We start from the raw sequence: 16178 nt of genomic DNA on the forward strand, positions 1-16178 counted from the left end.
TTATCTCTTTACAGTCTCCTTTGCCGCTGCTAAGGTTTGTGCCATCAGCATCGTAATCGTCATTGGTCCGACGCCTCGTGGAACTGGCGTGATATAGCTTGCGATAGGTTCAACTTCAGCAAATTTCACATCCCCAATCAATTTTCCTGCCTCATCACGATTCATTCCTACATCAATAACGACTGCCCCTTCTTTCACAAATTCTTTGGTCACAAAATGACCACGTCCAATCGCAACCACTAAGATATCGGCTTGTCTAGCCAATGCTGGTAAATTCTGTGTTTTTGAATGAGCGATAGTGATGGTAGCATTTTTACCGAGAAGCAAATGCGCCATCGGTTTGCCTACGATATTGCTTCGGCCGATCACTAATGCATTTTTGCCTTCAAGTGGAATATCATACGCTTCAAACATTTTCATAATACCGTAAGGGGTGCAAGGAATTCGATCCGGAACACCAGCAAATAATTTACCAAGGTTGATAGGATGGAAACCATCGACATCTTTTTCAGGTCGGATAGCTAGCAACACTTTCTCTTCATCGATTTGTTTTGGCAGTGGCAGCTGGACTAAGATACCATGAAAGTCTGGGTCCTGATTGTACTTGTCGATTTCACTAAGTAGTTCTTCTTCAGTTATCGAATCGGGATAATGTTCAACTTTAGATCGTATGCCGATTCTTGCCGCAGCCAGTTCTTTGTTTCGCACATACGTTTGACTTGCTTTATCTTCCCCTACCAGTAAAACAACTAGTCCGGGAACAATTCCTTGTTCTTTTAAAAGGGCGGTTTCTGCAGTAAGATCTGCTTGCATTTTTTCTGCTAATTCTTTTCCATTAATCAAAATACCCATCTCGACAACTCCTCTGACTTTTTTCTATTCTAGCATAGTTCGCTTGGAAGAAAAATGATTTCTGGTAGGAAAATCATAGTTTCTCATCTCTAGTATCATAGCATTTTCTCATTGCAACTGCTTAACCAAAGACTCACACAGAGCAATAAAGGCAATCCCTTTTGCAAAAAGGACTGCCTAGTTTTCACTATTTATTTGTAGAGACCCAATCAATTCAAAACCCGCCGTTTTGATATAATGAGTCAGTTTGATCAGCTATTCTTCACTCATTTTTCACAAGGTTTCTGAGAGTCATCGGTGCCGCAAAAGTGTGATAGTTTAATCCTGAGATTGAAGGATTTTGTAACACTGAGTTTTGATTTTGGCTGATAACGATCATACCGGCAGTTGTTTCCATCAGTTCTTTTTCGGCTGCAATCATCGTTTCCCATCGCTTGTTCTCATCAAGAGCATAGGTAGTGCTGGCATCATCCAATAAGCGGTCATAAACAGGGTTTGAGTAATGGCGATTGTTTCCGCTATACATCATCTTAAGTGTAGAATAAGGATCTTGGTAATCGGGAGTCCAATAAATTAGGAACAAATCATAGTCGCTTTCACTAGCAAGATTCAACGCTGTTTCGGCTGGCAGCGAGCGCATATTGACCGTCAAACCAGTAAAGAGGTCCTCCAAACTCCATTGGATACTCTCACCCATTTTTTTGTAGGAACCATCATCAGTCGTTAACAGATCAAGCTCGATTTCATCGCCTAATTCTGCTTTTGCCTGTTCCCAATAGGCTAGCGCTTTTTCTTTATCATAGGCCATCAAGTCACCGGCTTCCTCACGAAAGTCCACGCCAGTATCAGGATTAGCGACAAAGCCTTCTGTGATCGCGCCATTCAAGGGTTTAGATCCATCTGCCATAATATTATTGACAAGATTCTCTTTATCAATGGCCAATGCGAGAGCTTTTCGTAAATTTTCATTTTGTAAAGGTGTCGGTTGTCCCTTTCTTTCTTGATTTAACCGGATATAATTCATCGTTGCTGAAGGATAAGAGGCAAATTGGTCACTTGACTGCATTTGTTTGGCGATCTCTCCACTGATGATCGCGACATCCAACTGTCCATCTTCATAAAGATTCAGCGCGGTTGCAGATTCTTTTATCACATCATAATGGATTTCTTCTGCCAGAATAGCTTCTTGATCCCAATAGGATTCATTCTTTGCTAAATCCCAATTCATCTCAGTTTGCTGCCAGTTTTTCACAACAAATGGTCCATTATAAACAATTTTGTCGCTAGCTGTCCCATATTCCTGTCCAAATTTTTCGACAACCGATTGATTTTGAGGAAAGAAAATCGGAAAAACCATCAAGGAAGTAAAATACGGAGCTGGTTGTGTAAGGCGGACTTCTAATGTATAGTCATCCTTTGCTTCAACACCTAGCGTATCCGCCGACTGATCACCACGGGCAATTTCTTCCGCATTTTCGATCAACCCATTCATCAAGAAACTATACTGAAATGCATTTTCAGGATCAATCATCCGTTTCCAAGCATATTCAAAGTCATTCGCTGTCACCGGATCCCCATTGCTCCATTGTGCATTTTCGCGTAACCTAAATCGATAAGTTTTGCCGTCAGACGAAATTTCCGGTAAATCAACTGCTACACCCGGCTGCACTTCATCCTTTTCATCCAATAGATATAAGCCCTCAAAAGTGGCTGTTTGAATAATTGCATCTGGGAAGTCCAACATGGCAGCCGGATCCAATGAAGTTAGCTCTGTCATAGACATTAGTCGAATCACTTGAGAGGCTGAATCTTCTTCCTGCTTTGTTGTTGTACCTGTTGTACATCCAGTCAAAAATATCATTGCTACTATCAACCCCAACAATCTGTTAAACCCTTTTCTCATTCTTTTCCTCCTTTTTTATCGCTCCACCAAAAACCACACAACCTCAGCCGTTTCATTGCCATCATTGTAGTTGATATGCCCTTCTCCTGCTTCGATCCATTGACAGTCTCCCGGATTTCCAGTGAGATCTGTTCCGTCTTCTAAAACTGTATGAGCGCTGCCTTTGATCACATAGGAAAATTCATCTTGTGTGTGACGTGCAAATCCCTCTAACGGTCTTTTCTCACCGGGAGCTAATCGAACCACTCCCATCTGAACCTTTCCGTTGGTTTGATTCAATGAATCGAATATCGTTTCAAATTCTTTCCCATTATCCACTGAAATGATTTTCATTTTTTCTGACTCCTTTCAATTATTACTTTCAATTAAATCGTCAGAATATTCTAAAGTCAATACTTTTATTCAAAATATCGCTTTTATTTTTATTTTTCAGCTGTTTTTTTGAAAAAATTACTTTTATTAACGTTTCACTCTGTAAAAAGACCCAGTTTTTTCACCTCAACCAACTTAAAAGCAACTATGGCATTGTATCGCAAACAACCAAAAAACAGCCTCAGCTTTTAGCTGAGGCTGTTTTGATTAACTAGTCATTCTTACTTTCAATTTCACTGTTCACATTAGATAAAATACCATTCACAAATTTTCTTGATTGGTCATCACTGAATGTTTTGGCTAATTCAATAGCTTCATTTAACGCAACTCGATTAGGAACATTGTCGACATACAACATTTCATATAATGCAATTCGTAAAATCGTTACATCCATTTTTGATAATCGTTGGATCTTCCAACCTGATTTTAAATGGGACTGGATCACTTCATCCAACGCTTCTTTGTACTGACATACGCCTGCTACAAGTTGATCCAAATACGCTGGAACGAAGTGTTCCTGTTCTTCATCAATCAGCTCATGGTGTTCCAACTCAATTGCATGCATGATCGCATCTTGTTTCGTTAAATCTTTATTAAAATCTAAAGGAAATAAGGCTTGCAGAGCCATTTTCCGAATCTCGTGACGTGATAATTCTTTACTCATTTTCTTCCTCGTCGTTTCCGAATAATTCTTCAATATCAGGTTGCTCAATCTTTTCTGGTACTACAGCTACCACATGGACATTGACTTCCGCTAAGTGAACATCTGTCATGAACAACACTTGCTGTTTCACTCGATCTTGAATTTCCATTGCTACTTTAGGCACTGAAACGCCATAGCTTAGATAGCAATAAAGATCAACCTTGATCCCAGTTTCATCGATCGTCAAGTAGACCCCTTTGCCATGCGCGGAGCGCCCAAGCAATTCAGTCACGCTATTGGCTAATGTCCCCCGCATACCGTAGACACCTTCCACTTTAGATGCTGCGATACCAATAATGATCTCGATGACTTCTGGTGCGATCACGATTTCGCCTAATTCAGGACTTGCGTCTAAGACTAGATTTTTATCTTCATTCATAAGTTTTGCCTCCATTCTAAACTTCCACACATTGTTATCTATCCCTTCACGATATGTTTCGTCTCAATAAGTCATGACTTGGATAGACAGTTTCATTTGTATAGAGGTTTCTTCTCGCTCTAAGTTTATCATTTTCTGCACTGAGAATCTATAATAACCCACTATTCACAATGAATTTTCTGAAATAAACGAGGTTGTTGATTTACAAGATGATCAATTCTTTAGGAGAATGCGTCAAAACTTGATTACCAGTTTCTGTGATCAACAAATCATCTTCGATTCGAACGCCGCCGATACCTGGAAGATAAATTCCCGGTTCATCTGTAATGACGTTGCCAGTAACAAATGCTTTGTCTGCTCGGAATGAGACGTTTGGTCCTTCATGGATCTCTAAACCGATTCCGTGACCCGTTGAATGTCCGAAAGCTTCTCCATAGCCGAATGAAGCAATATGATCTCGTGCGATTGCATCTAATTCAATTCCTGTCATGCCAGGTTTGGCTGCAGCTAAAACTTTTTCTTGGGCTTCAAGGACGATTTGATAAATTTCTTTTAATTTGTCTCCGGGATCACCTACGGCGAACGTCCGAGTCATATCAGAAACATATCCTTGATAGTAGCAACCAAAATCCAGAGTGATCAAATCTCCTTGTTCAATTACTTTTTCACTAGCTACCCCATGGGGCATAGCTGAACGTAATCCACTGGCAACAATTGTATCAAAAGAAACGCTTGTAGCGCCTAAAGAACGCATGAAAAAGTCAAGTTGATTGGCTACTTCTATTTCTGACATTCCGGGACGGATCATTTTCAAAATATGTTCAAATCCTTGATCCGCAATATGGCAAGCTTGTTGGATCAACGCGATTTCTGACTCATCTTTGACTTCCCGCAATGCTTCGATCATACCTGAAACAGGAGCCAATGAAGATTCTTCAATAATCTCCTCCAAGACCGAATAATCAGAAAAGCTGACGTAACTTTCTTCGAAAGCTAAAACATTGATCTCTTCTTTTTCGCAAATAGCCGCAACTTCTTCAAAAATCGGTCCGCTATTTTTTACAATTTCGAATCCTTGTGCTTGAGCAGCCGCTTGCTCTGTATAACGAAAATCAGTAACGAAAAAAGCTTTGTCCAATGTAATGACAGCTAAACCAGTCGTGCCGGTAAAATTGGTCAAATAACGCAAATTGTATGGGCTCGTGATCAAAAAACCATCAACGGCATCTTTTCTCATTGCTTCTCTTAATTTTTCAACTCTTAACATTCTTTCTCCCCACTTTCTTGTTCTGTATTATTATAGCAAACTTCCCAGAAAAGCGAAAAGAATGAAAAAAATTTATACAAAAAAGGACGGATTGCTTTTAGACATTCTTTAATCCTCGTTAATTTGGTCTATCAAAGAAAACAAATTTGTCTCCATCACACGCGCTGTTAAAATGTTTTCACCGTCTTCTAGAAGAGTAATCAGTGCATCTACGGACATGCGTGCTGAAATCCCATAGGTTTGTACACCGTTTTTTTGAATGTAGGCCAACGCTGTTTCAATTTGTTCAACAGATAAAATATCACGCACGTCATTCGATTCTAAGGCTAAAAAGTCTTTCTGGGTTAGTAAGTATTTCAACATCGATTCAAAATGCGCAGCGGATTGTTCTGTTTCTGAATAGTCTGATTGTTGTTTGCTAGTTGCTGCAGATAAATCTAGAAAAGGAAAGTCTTTTAAAAAACTCTCTTCAAGTATCTTTTCTTCTGGGGCTACACGAGAAAAACTATTGGAAAACCCAAGCGGCTGAAAATCTTGATCTCCAGTTGCCCCCCCTGTTCGAACAGCTGTCCAGAGAATTTCTCCTTTGGGTATTTGATACATCTGCCAGTCTCTCAATTCTTCCAAAGATAAGTCTTTCTCAAAAATTAATGTGGTAATCAATGAAGTGCTTTTGGGCAATTTTTTTAAATTGTTCAAAAGGTTCTGCTTCATTTTCTGATTCTCAGAGAATTCAAGACTCGATGAGTCTCGCATTCGTGATTCAAAAAGAAAATCTGTTTTTTGAGAATTAGAGAGATAATTCTTCAGTAAGTGATTTTTATCGATCGTTACTGTCTGAATCGTAGAATGATTCTGATCGAGATTTTGATAAACTTCTGTCACCTCATAACTGCCAAAACCCAATGAACGTATTTCATACTTCGATAGAAAATGATTTTGCGTCGTTAACTCGTTATTGATTTGACGATTCATGATGTAACTATCTTGATTTACTTGTGGACTACTTTGCCGAGGATCATAGAAAAAGAGGTCAACAAACTTTGGTATTACAAGTAAAACCGCGATTGTCAGTAAAACAGCTGCAAAAAGAAAGAAAATCCCTCGTTTGTAACGTTGTTGTTTGATTTTTCTTTGCAATTGTTCAAAGTGAAATGGTTCATTCATTTGATAATTCCTCCTTAAGTAATTGTCTACCTCGATACAATCGATTCTTCGCTTGCGTATAGCTCCATTCTTTATACGTTGCAATTTCATCAATTCGCCACTCTAAAAAATAGTATAGTAAAATCACTTCTCGCGTATCTTTGGGTAATTTCTCAATACTGCGATACAATGCTCTTTTTCTCTCTTGTCCTATTATTTCATCCAACGGGGTAGACAACTGTTGGCTTTCTGCTTGAAAAACATGTGAAGGAAACTTTCGCCATCGATGTGCCACCGTTTGTTTACGCGTCCAGTCAATGAACCGATTTTTGATTATTTTTAGCAAAAAAAAGTTGATTTGCTTTTCGTTTAGCTCGTCGAGAGATTCCGCTATAACGAGAAACGCCTCACTGACTAAATCTTGGGCCTGCTCTTTATTTTTCGTAAAATAAAACGCATACAAATAACAGTCTTGCGAATAATCTTTATATATTTTTGCTAACAGTTCATCTCCCAACTCAGTCACCCCTCCATACCTACTATACGAACTCACAGAGAAAAAGTCACAAAAAAAAAAGCCATTCATTAAAAAATGAATGGCTGTAAGTTATTTTCTACGTCCCAAGAAGAACGAAACAACAGCGACAAAAATGACCGCTCCGATAATGGCAGGAACAATTGCCATTCCAGCAATCTGTGGTCCCCATGTTCCAAATAGTGCTTGACCAATCGATGCCCCAACTAACCCGGCTACGATATCAAAGATACAACCGCGTTTCTCACCAGCGATTGCGCCTCCGATTGATCCGATGACCGCACCCACGATCAATGTCCATAAAAAATGCATAATACCCCTCCTAAACTTTCTAATAAAAGGGTACCATATCAATTATGGTTTGAACAAAAATATGCTTGCATGTTATTTTCTGCGAGTGAACGCCCGCTTTAGCACATCGAAAAAGCCAAGAGAATGAACCATATGATCCGGATCAACATAGACGCGAATCGCCCGCAAAACTTTCTTGGGCTCTTTCGAAGAAAAAGTATAGGTGCCATTTTTTTTCGTCCGAATCGCGTACCTTGGGATCCAACGACCTTTGAACATGACAGAGGCAATCACGTAATCTACATCTTCCCAAGGAATCTGGATAAACTTCCGCTGGTCACGATCGTTGTAAAATTCAAAAGCCTTGTCGCCGATCATAATTTTGCCATATTCGTTGATACCCAAAAATGAGGTCGCATCGATCGTCAAATCAACTTTGGTGTTCAGGGATTGTACCATAATTTGTTTGCTCCATTTCTACGTCTTATTGTTTCTTATTATACTTGTTCTGATGATTTTTGGCGAATAGATAAAAAGTGCTTGGGTTTCCCCAAGCACTTTTAATTGAAAGATTAGAACAATCCGATCAAGTGTCCACCGATACCGACTAAGAACAAACCGATAATGATGATGATTGGAGAAACTTTTTTCTTCAATAACCACATACATAACAAAGTAAGTAATAATGCTGCCAATCCAGGAATCAATTGATCCAAGTTGTTTTGCAAAGTTGTTACTTTCGTATCTGTTAATGCACGGCCTTCAGCGACTTGTTGGAATGCTTGTTGTAACCCTTCTGGACCTGATGGCAATTTTGCCCAATCCACATATGCTCCTTCATCAAGAGGGACGCGAGATACAACTGGTGCAAATGAAATTGATACCCAACGTTGAACAAGCGATCCTAATACGAACATCCCTAGGATTGAAGCACCTTTTGTTACGTCTTGCAACAAACCACCTGAAAGGTCATCTGTGATTTTTGATCCGGCACGGTAGCCAAATTCTTGTGTATACCACATAAATGCCCAACGAATGATATTCCAAGCCAAGAAGAAGATGATTGGACCTAAGATGTTTCCTCCTAACGCTAGAGAAGCACCTAGAGCTCCTAACATCGGACGAACAGTAAACCAGAATACAGGGTCACCGACACCAGCCAAAGGACCCATCATACCAACTTTTACCCCTTGGATCGCTACATCATCGACAGCGGCTCCATTGGCACGTTCTTCTTCCAATGCTAAAGTTACCCCTAGAATTGGTGAAGCAATATATGGGTGAGTGTTAAAGAATTCCAAATGACGCTTCAAAGCAGCGGCACGGTCTTCTTTTGTTTTGTATAATTTTTTGATTGCTGGAATCATTGAGAATGCCCAACCACCATTTTGCATACGTTCATAGTTCCATGAACCTTGAATGAAGGTAGAGCGCCATGCTACGGCTAAACGATCTTTTTTACTTAATTGAATTTTTTCTGCCATTTTTTTCTCCTCCTTCGATTCTAATAGTCATTCAAGATATCGCCTAGAGGGTCGCCAGTGTTGCTGCCGCCGCCTCCATTTGATGATCCGCCCATTTTGGTGATGTTCAAGTAAATCAATGCAATAGCTACTGCCAAAGCACCGATCGCAATCAATGTCAATTCAGAAATCGCTGCAATCACAAAACCAATGATGAAGAATGGCCATACTTCACGAGTTGCCATCATGTTGATAACCATTGCGTAACCTACGGCAACAACCATACCACCACCGATAGCCATACCATCTGTTAACCAAGCTGGCATAGATTCTAGGAAGTTTTGAACAGTTGCAGCTGGAATTGCTAGCAATGCTGCTGCTGGAATCGCAATACGAATCCCTTGCATACATACGGCAATCACATGCCACATTTCGATTTTGCGGATATTACCTTCTTCAGCAGCTGCATCCATAAAGTGAACGATTGGTACAGCTAATGTACGTACGATCATTGTTAAGAACAAACCAGCTACAGCCAAAGGAATCGCAACGGCAATGGCTGTGTCAACACCGCCACGTCCTTGTCCACCTAAAACTAAAATAATTGCAGATGCAACAGATGCCAATGCAGCATCCGGTGCGACAGCGGCACCAATGTTTGCCCAACCTAGCGCGATCATTTGTAATGATCCACCTAAAATAATACATGCTTCTAAGTTACCGGTCACTAGACCGATCAATGTACATGCCACTAGCGGTTGGTGGAATTGGAATTCATCCAAGATCCCTTCCATACCAGCTAAAAAGGCAACGACTACTACTAATACCATAGATATAATAGACATGATAGACCTCCTATTTAGTTGTATACTTTTTTACTTGTTCGACAATTCGTTTTTCGCTTTACGCAAAATTTCATCCATGTTGTCGCGTGAATCGTTTGGTACTTTACGCACATCAAATTTGATGCCCCGTGATTTTAGTTCTTCGAACGTTTCAACGTCTTCAGTACCCATAGACAATACTTTACTTACAACAACTTTTCCGACTGAGTGAGCCATTGAACCAACGTTGACTTCTTGAATGTCTACGCCGCCTTCTACTACTCGCAATACATCTTCTGGATTTTCAAACAATAGCAATGCTTTCGTATTACCAAAACGAGGGTCTTTTGACACTTCGATCATTTTGTCTACTGGAATAACATTGGCTTTTACTCCTGGAGGAGCTGCTTGTTCGATCAATTTTTTACGCAAGTCGTCTTTTGCAACTGCATCTGATACTACGATGATCCGTGATGGATTCACTGATTTTGTCCATGCAGTAGCTACTTGTCCGTGAAGCAAACGAGAGTCAACACGAGCCAATACAATTTTGATCTTGCCATCGCCCAGTACAGTACCTGGAGGAAGTGATCCTTTAGGTTGATCGTCAGCCACAACTGGAGCAGCAGCTTCTGCCGGTTCAAGTTCTTCTGGTTTCACCTTGACCCCTTCTTTAGCTGTTTCAATGATATGTGCAGCAATCTCATGTGCTGTATTCATTGAAAAACGTGAAGCGTAAGCCTCGATGACCATTGGTAAATTCATACCAGCTACGATTGCCCATTTGTCTTTGTGGTCTTCAAACAAGCTGTTTGCTTGGTTGAAAGGTGTACCGCCCCAAAGATCAACTAAGAATAATACTTCTTCTTGATCGTCGAATGTGGCGATTGCTTCTTGCATTTTTGCTTTGATATCATCTGGGCCTTCACTTGGCATCAATGTTACAGCTTTAACATTTTCTTGTTCGCCGAAAATCATTGAACCAGATTGCAAAATGCCGTTTGCAAATTCTCCATGACTTGCTAGGATAATTCCTACCATCTTTTTACCTCCTATTTCAAAATTGATAAATGTGACACTTAAATGAAAGAAAAAAAGCAACGACGAAAAATCAAGTGTGACTACCCTCTTTTTCCAAAATATCCATCAAATAGATTTTACGATCAGCAGGAACTTTTCGAATCTCGACTTCAATGCCCTGTTTCTGCAAATAAAGCAGTGATTCGAGGTCTTGATCATTGACAGAAACAAAATTAGTGATCATCCGCTTTCCTATCGAAAAGCTCATTCCTCCAATATTGACTGAATGAATCGGTAATCCGCCTTTGACTAGTGTGACAACATCTTGAGGATTGGTAAATAATAACATGACTTTTTGGGTATCAAATAATGCGTTATGTGCAACCTCAAGCATTTTCGCCACTGTGACGACATTGGATTTGATTCCTGGTGGAGCGGCTTCTTTCAAAAGAAATTTGCGAAGCTGATCATTTGCGACTTCGTCACTGACAACGATGATTCGGTTAATACCAGTCATTTTCGACCAGGCTGTTGCTACTTGACCATGAATCAAACGATCATCGATCCGAGCAAGACGTATATCCATTCCCATCGTAAAAACCTCCTACATCCATCGATCCGCTGGCTATTTGTGGATCCCTTACTTTTTTCATTCACCTCCTGTATCCACTTATATAGAAGCAAGAAGCGTGCCAACTTTTATACAATACACTAATCTTTGGAAAGGCTTAAGAATCGACCTCTCAACGATACACTAAAAAAGATACACTGAGAAACAGTGTATCTTTTTTAGTGTATTCTATTGTTAATGTATTATTGATCAGCCAAAACCGTTTTTTCTTGATGATTTTTAATCAACTCTGCTAAGTAATATTCTTCGCTTTCTGGTATTTCTACATTTAATAAGCGGGAGAACGAGCGAACATGGATATGAAGTTTTTTGTACATCGGTTCTTGCTTCAGTTCAGAAACAAGGGATTCATCGACAGTTAAAGGTTGCTTTAATACGATCCGTTCGATCATTCCAGCAGAATGGAGCACAAAATTGATTTGAAACCCTGGTAATGCATCCGTCAATTCTAAATCATTGATCAATTGATGGCCGAATTGCCACAATGGCTCGATAACTTTTCGCGGATTGACAAAAGTCAGGTTTTGCTCCATATATTTAAAACAAATTTCTTCTGCCTGTTCTTCACCAAGTTCGACATCTTGTTCAAAACTCAGATCATTCTCTAACAAAATTTCTTCCAACAGTTGATCTACATCTTGATCAATGAATCGTTCCAGAGAAATAAAAGGCGCATCGATTTTAGGATCTATGATCCCTGTCGCGGCGATCAGTTGATACTGTCTTTGTATGGGTTCTAACTCAGTCTTTAAATCAGCCACTGAAAGTGTCACAACCTCTACATTCTGATTTTGACGTTTCGAGAGCGAACTTTGAATCAGTTCTTTGATCCTCTGAGCCGTTCCTTTACCTGAGGCACAGATGGCTAAGATGGCTTTGCGATGATGATTACTTAAGTGTCCCTCTGGCTGTTCAACGGAACCATAGCCGCGAAATTTTCTAAGCGATTCATACAAACTATCGATGTCCGTGCCGATAACTGATGCTTTTCGGACTGTTTCCAAAACGATTGATGTCGTCACCATATCGACAGTCCGTACAATCACACCTGTTTCCCTTTGAATCTCATTGTTGAAGGTAGCTAAAGATCCCATATCTACTAATAAAATCACGCCGCTACCATCATTAACTGCTTGAACACTTTCTTCGATCTTTTTCAATGCGACGGTTGGCGGCATGTCCAAAGGCATGTCTACTGCTGCCACTTGATCCACTTCTAAAAGTTGTTGAACCACTTGAACCATACTGCTTGCCGTGCTGTTCCCATGAGCCGCTACAACTACACCAATTTTTCCAGAGGAATGGGCAGTCCGCAAAGATACGAGTAAAACAGCCAAATAATAGGTTTCACTTTCAGGAATCGATACTTTGAAACTATCACCAATAAATGTACGAATTTCTTTAGCAACTTCAAACTCTTTCGGATAGTCGGCGACCATTTGGCGAATATTGTCATTGGTATGCCGTTCTTCTCCCAGATGAATTTTTTTCAAAAAAGAACTAATGTGTAAGCTCATCGCGTAAACAAAATTTTGCTGAAATTCATAGTTCAGCCTTGTGCGTACCAAATCATAAATACGATTTGTCACTGTGATCACTTTTTGATCCACAAACTCGCTCAATTTGTTTTCTGAATTGAAAGAAAAGCCGTGATCTTTGTAAAATGATTTCAAATGAACATTAATATCTGTAGATATGAAATGATTGATAGCTTCTTGATCCAGCCCATCCGCTTTTAATAAAGCAGCTTTATCTCCGATAATATCGTAAAGATTATATGGTAATTCATAAGAATCGGATTGAATATTATTAAGATTTTGGTTTGGTTGAACACGCACAGTCGGCTCAAGAATTTTGGACAGCTCTGCTAACTCATCTCGGCGATTCCCCAAGACCATTAATCCTGAGCGGATTCCTTCGGGAAGTTCGTCCAAATCAATCTCGATTTCATCTTGTTGCATATGATTCAAAAACCCTCGTGCACAGACCAACTGAACGTTGGACTTCAATTGACCAATATTTCCGAAGCTGACACTGCCAATCAACGCTTTAACGACATCTTCAGTCAATGTGATCGTGCGTTGGATTCGTGTTGCTTCTTGTCCTACAAGTACCCGAACAAGATCCACTTTTTCTGATGCAGGTCGTTTTTCAAAAAACGGCAGTTGGATATTGATCGGAATTCTCCGAGTAAAAGTGTCCAACAATGTCGAATTGGGATCCTCAGTAGTTGCTCCTACGATACGAACATTGGCTTGATGATTTTTACCAGTCTCACCTAACCGACTAAAGGTTCCATGATCCATAAAGTAAAAAATCATTTCTTGTCCTTCAGGCGGCAATCGATGAATTTCATCAAGAAATAACATACTTTCATCCGCCTGATCAATGATCCCAGTTTTCTCCTGATCCGCTCCGGTAAAAGCACCGCGTACATAACCGAACAAATGGCTCATAAGCAACTCTGGATTATTGGCATAATCGGCACAGTTGAAAACGATCAACTCTTTTTCCTCTTCGATCACCTGATTGCTTTTCGCAAACTGAAACATGGCGTGAGCAAAATACGTCTTCCCTGAACCTGTTGGTCCAGTGATCAAACAATTCAGCCCCTTAGGAGGATACAGAATTGCTGCTTTGGCTTGTTCGACAGCATTTTTCATGCTGCCGTTCACACCAATGATCGTTGAAAAAATATCACGGTTTCCCAATTTGACATCCACTCGCTGCGGCGTAGCTTTCTCTCTTTGGGGTCGGTTCTCTTTATAACTTGGGACATATTTCTCAGGCCCAGACCGTGCATCTTGAGCTACCCAATACCTCACTGGCCGGGTATCACTCTTTTGAACGCGGCCTTCTTTGACAAGTTGATTCAAATCTTTGCTGGCATTGCTTCGTTGGATCATCAATTGATCAGCGACCTCTGATGTCGTCGTTCCCTTTTCATTCAAGCCATTTTCTGTATTTTCCAATAAAAATTGATAAATACGCTCAATCCGTTTCCCCAACAGCTCCGCCTCCTTGAAAGTTTTATCCTTGAATACTTTAATGGGTTTGAATAAAAATTGCAAATCTTTTCTGAATACTTTCCCTACTCAAACCAGCCAATAACCTAGCCACCCTTAAACACGTCCCTTGTAAAATCTTGCAGCATGCAGCACTAACCATTTTTTCATAGCGCCTTTTGATTAACTTAAGAATAAAGCATTTAGCAAAAAAAAGACAATCTAATGCTATGATTATTGTGTCAATGGGTAGGGAATAAATTTTGGCACGTCACCATCAAACTGCTGCAACTCTTTTTGCATCCATAAAACATCGTGCCACTGCTCGAACTTATAGCCAATTTGTGGGAAACATGCAACTTCTTTGTAACCAAATTTTTGATGGAACCCCACACTGCCTTCATTTCCAGCCGTGATACAAGCGGTCAAATTTACGATATTTTGTTTTTTCAACTCTGACTCCAAATGATGATAAAGCATCGTTCCTATCCCTTTTGCTTTTACTTCTCGATCGATGTAAACCGTCACTTCCGCCGTCCAGTCATAGGCAGCTCGTGTTTTATAAGCGGTGGCATAAGCATAGCCAAGAATGACACCATTTTCTTCAGCAATTAAGTATGGATAACGCTGAAGCGTTTGAGTGATCCGGTGCGCAAATTCTTCCTCAGTTGGTATCTCCGTTTCAAAAGTAATAGCCGTATGATCTACATAAGGCGCATAAATTTTTAACAATGCTTTGGCATCTGCAACAGCAGCCTTTCGAATGTTCATATATTCCCTTCTTTCTTCAAATTTTTATCAGTATACCTTTCTAATAAAAAAAAGACAATCCTTGTCTAAAAACAAGGATCATCTTTACCAACTAGCTTATGCTTGATTTTTTTCTTGCCCGCAAAACACAGTAATATGTTGTGGTAATACTTGGATCTCAACCGGCAGACTTGGACCCGGGTCTCCATCGACATTGGTTTCGATCGTTGCATCATCCAGTAGTTTGATCTGCGCTTTCTCAAACGTTAGATATCCAAGGGATTCGTTGGATTCCGTCACTCCTTTTAGCAGTTCGGGAATACTCTTGATGGTTTCCCAAAGATTGCTGTCTTTAATGTAGATAAGATGCAATTTCCCATCATTCGTACTCGCTTCTGGTAACAGCGATTCAAAACCACCGATCGTATTCGACGACCCTACGATCAGTGTGCTGCTTTCAATTTTGGTTTCTGTTGCTTCCTGACCAGTAGTGATAATTTCAAATTGATGACTTTCATTTTTGCGTACTTCCCGCAACCCGGAAAGAAAATAAGCCATTTTTCCAAGTTTCGTTTTTTCTTCAACTTCAACATTGTTGATAGCTGCTGGAATGATGCCGATCGCCACTACATTCATAAAATAATCGTCATTGATTTTCCCAATATCGATTTTGCGAGAATGATCCAGCGAAAACGATTCGATTGCTTCTTCAGGATCAAGAGGAATGGCCAATGCACGAGCCAAGTCATTGACTGTACCTAGAGGGAAAAAGCCAAAACGCGGACGCTCCTCATGACTAGCAATTCCGCTGATCGCCTCATTAACTGTACCATCACCTCCCATTGCAAACACGCTATCCACGGAGCCGACAGCTTCAGATGCGAATCGCTCGGCATCGCCCGCTTTTTCTGTGTGTGCAACAGCCACTTCATCAAATAATTCCTGCAATTTTTTTGTTGCTAATTCCTCGTATTCTGCAGCTTTTTCGCCTCCTGAACTAGGATTGACGATCAATAGTGCTTTCATCTCCTCTGCCT

General features: G+C 40.2%; 17 protein-coding genes. All 17 read right to left on the minus strand.

The window, feature by feature from the left end:
* On the minus strand, positions 1–852 hold the full coding sequence (locus EG2_RS14300; protein WP_060815155.1) for a bifunctional methylenetetrahydrofolate dehydrogenase/methenyltetrahydrofolate cyclohydrolase: 852 nt from the start codon (positions 850–852) through the stop codon (positions 1–3).
* A 262-nt stretch (positions 853–1114) separates the two neighbouring features.
* Complete coding sequence (locus EG2_RS14305; protein ID WP_060815156.1) at positions 1115–2755, minus strand: peptide ABC transporter substrate-binding protein; 1641 nt, start codon at positions 2753–2755, stop codon at positions 1115–1117.
* Positions 2756–2770: 15 nt separating this feature from the next.
* Entirely contained in the window at positions 2771–3088 is a 318-nt protein-coding gene (locus EG2_RS14310; protein WP_060815157.1) for a cupin domain-containing protein, read from the minus strand.
* Between the two features lie 250 nt (positions 3089–3338).
* Positions 3339–3791 carry a transcription antitermination factor NusB gene (gene nusB / locus EG2_RS14315; protein ID WP_060815158.1) on the minus strand — a complete coding sequence of 151 codons (453 nt, stop codon included), beginning with the start codon at positions 3789–3791 and terminating at the stop codon, positions 3339–3341.
* On the minus strand, positions 3784–4209 hold the full coding sequence (locus EG2_RS14320) for an Asp23/Gls24 family envelope stress response protein (RefSeq protein ID WP_003126202.1): 426 nt from the start codon (positions 4207–4209) through the stop codon (positions 3784–3786). The genes nusB and EG2_RS14320 overlap by 8 nt, the downstream gene beginning before the upstream one ends.
* 202 nt (positions 4210–4411) lie before the next feature.
* Positions 4412–5476 (minus strand): M24 family metallopeptidase, encoded by a 1065-nt coding sequence (locus EG2_RS14325; RefSeq protein WP_060815159.1) that lies wholly within the window; start codon positions 5474–5476, stop codon positions 4412–4414.
* Positions 5477–5584: 108 nt separating this feature from the next.
* Positions 5585–6643: an anti sigma factor C-terminal domain-containing protein gene (locus EG2_RS14330; RefSeq protein WP_060815160.1), complete on the minus strand. Its 1059-nt coding sequence runs from the start codon at positions 6641–6643 to the stop codon at positions 5585–5587.
* A complete protein-coding gene (locus EG2_RS14335) occupies positions 6636–7148 on the minus strand; it encodes an RNA polymerase sigma factor (RefSeq protein WP_060815161.1) in 513 nt (170 codons plus the stop codon). The genes EG2_RS14330 and EG2_RS14335 overlap by 8 nt, the downstream gene beginning before the upstream one ends.
* 81 nt (positions 7149–7229) lie before the next feature.
* A complete protein-coding gene (locus EG2_RS14340; RefSeq protein WP_005471142.1) occupies positions 7230–7469 on the minus strand; it encodes a GlsB/YeaQ/YmgE family stress response membrane protein in 240 nt (79 codons plus the stop codon).
* Positions 7470–7541: 72 nt separating this feature from the next.
* Complete coding sequence (locus EG2_RS14345) at positions 7542–7907, minus strand: DUF956 family protein (RefSeq protein WP_005471141.1); 366 nt, start codon at positions 7905–7907, stop codon at positions 7542–7544.
* A 113-nt stretch (positions 7908–8020) separates the two neighbouring features.
* Positions 8021–8932: a PTS system mannose/fructose/sorbose family transporter subunit IID gene (locus EG2_RS14350; RefSeq protein ID WP_003126195.1), complete on the minus strand. Its 912-nt coding sequence runs from the start codon at positions 8930–8932 to the stop codon at positions 8021–8023.
* A gap of 20 nt (positions 8933–8952) precedes the next feature.
* Complete coding sequence (locus tag EG2_RS14355) at positions 8953–9756, minus strand: PTS mannose/fructose/sorbose transporter subunit IIC (protein ID WP_003126194.1); 804 nt, start codon at positions 9754–9756, stop codon at positions 8953–8955.
* A gap of 30 nt (positions 9757–9786) precedes the next feature.
* Positions 9787–10776 (minus strand): mannose/fructose/sorbose PTS transporter subunit IIA, encoded by a 990-nt coding sequence (locus EG2_RS14360; RefSeq protein WP_060815162.1) that lies wholly within the window; start codon positions 10774–10776, stop codon positions 9787–9789.
* A gap of 70 nt (positions 10777–10846) precedes the next feature.
* A complete protein-coding gene (locus EG2_RS14365) occupies positions 10847–11341 on the minus strand; it encodes a PTS system mannose/fructose/N-acetylgalactosamine-transporter subunit IIB (protein WP_172461450.1) in 495 nt (164 codons plus the stop codon).
* 227 nt (positions 11342–11568) lie between these two features.
* Positions 11569–14394, minus strand: a complete 2826-nt coding sequence (locus EG2_RS14370) for a sigma-54-dependent transcriptional regulator (protein WP_060815164.1) — start codon at positions 14392–14394, stop codon at positions 11569–11571.
* 231 nt (positions 14395–14625) lie between these two features.
* A complete protein-coding gene (locus EG2_RS14375; RefSeq protein WP_060815165.1) occupies positions 14626–15162 on the minus strand; it encodes a GNAT family N-acetyltransferase in 537 nt (178 codons plus the stop codon).
* Positions 15163–15258: 96 nt separating this feature from the next.
* On the minus strand, positions 15259–16167 hold the full coding sequence (locus EG2_RS14380) for a diacylglycerol/lipid kinase family protein (RefSeq protein WP_060815166.1): 909 nt from the start codon (positions 16165–16167) through the stop codon (positions 15259–15261).
* Positions 16168–16178: the final 11 nt, after the last annotated feature.

The organism is Enterococcus gallinarum NBRC 100675 (genome assembly GCF_001544275.1).
Classification (GTDB): Bacteria; Bacillota; Bacilli; order Lactobacillales; family Enterococcaceae; genus Enterococcus_D; species Enterococcus_D gallinarum.

Coding starts and splice junctions, on each gene's coding strand:
- EG2_RS14360 (WP_060815162.1), bottom strand. CDS start 10,776: ATGGTAGGAATTATCCTAGCAAGTCATGGAGAATTTGCAAACGGCATT.
- EG2_RS14300 (WP_060815155.1), bottom strand. CDS start 852: ATGGGTATTTTGATTAATGGAAAAGAATTAGCAGAAAAAATGCAAGCA.
- EG2_RS14310 (WP_060815157.1), bottom strand. CDS start 3,088: ATGAAAATCATTTCAGTGGATAATGGGAAAGAATTTGAAACGATATTC.
- EG2_RS14345 (WP_005471141.1), bottom strand. CDS start 7,907: ATGGTACAATCCCTGAACACCAAAGTTGATTTGACGATCGATGCGACC.
- nusB (WP_060815158.1), bottom strand. CDS start 3,791: ATGAGTAAAGAATTATCACGTCACGAGATTCGGAAAATGGCTCTGCAA.
- EG2_RS14350 (WP_003126195.1), bottom strand. CDS start 8,932: ATGGCAGAAAAAATTCAATTAAGTAAAAAAGATCGTTTAGCCGTAGCA.
- EG2_RS14330 (WP_060815160.1), bottom strand. CDS start 6,643: ATGAATGAACCATTTCACTTTGAACAATTGCAAAGAAAAATCAAACAA.
- EG2_RS14320 (WP_003126202.1), bottom strand. CDS start 4,209: ATGAATGAAGATAAAAATCTAGTCTTAGACGCAAGTCCTGAATTAGGC.
- EG2_RS14380 (WP_060815166.1), bottom strand. CDS start 16,167: ATGAAAGCACTATTGATCGTCAATCCTAGTTCAGGAGGCGAAAAAGCT.
- EG2_RS14375 (WP_060815165.1), bottom strand. CDS start 15,162: ATGAACATTCGAAAGGCTGCTGTTGCAGATGCCAAAGCATTGTTAAAA.
- EG2_RS14325 (WP_060815159.1), bottom strand. CDS start 5,476: ATGTTAAGAGTTGAAAAATTAAGAGAAGCAATGAGAAAAGATGCCGTT.
- EG2_RS14365 (WP_172461450.1), bottom strand. CDS start 11,341: ATGGATATACGTCTTGCTCGGATCGATGATCGTTTGATTCATGGTCAA.
- EG2_RS14305 (WP_060815156.1), bottom strand. CDS start 2,755: ATGAGAAAAGGGTTTAACAGATTGTTGGGGTTGATAGTAGCAATGATA.
- EG2_RS14355 (WP_003126194.1), bottom strand. CDS start 9,756: ATGTCTATTATATCTATGGTATTAGTAGTAGTCGTTGCCTTTTTAGCT.
- EG2_RS14340 (WP_005471142.1), bottom strand. CDS start 7,469: ATGCATTTTTTATGGACATTGATCGTGGGTGCGGTCATCGGATCAATC.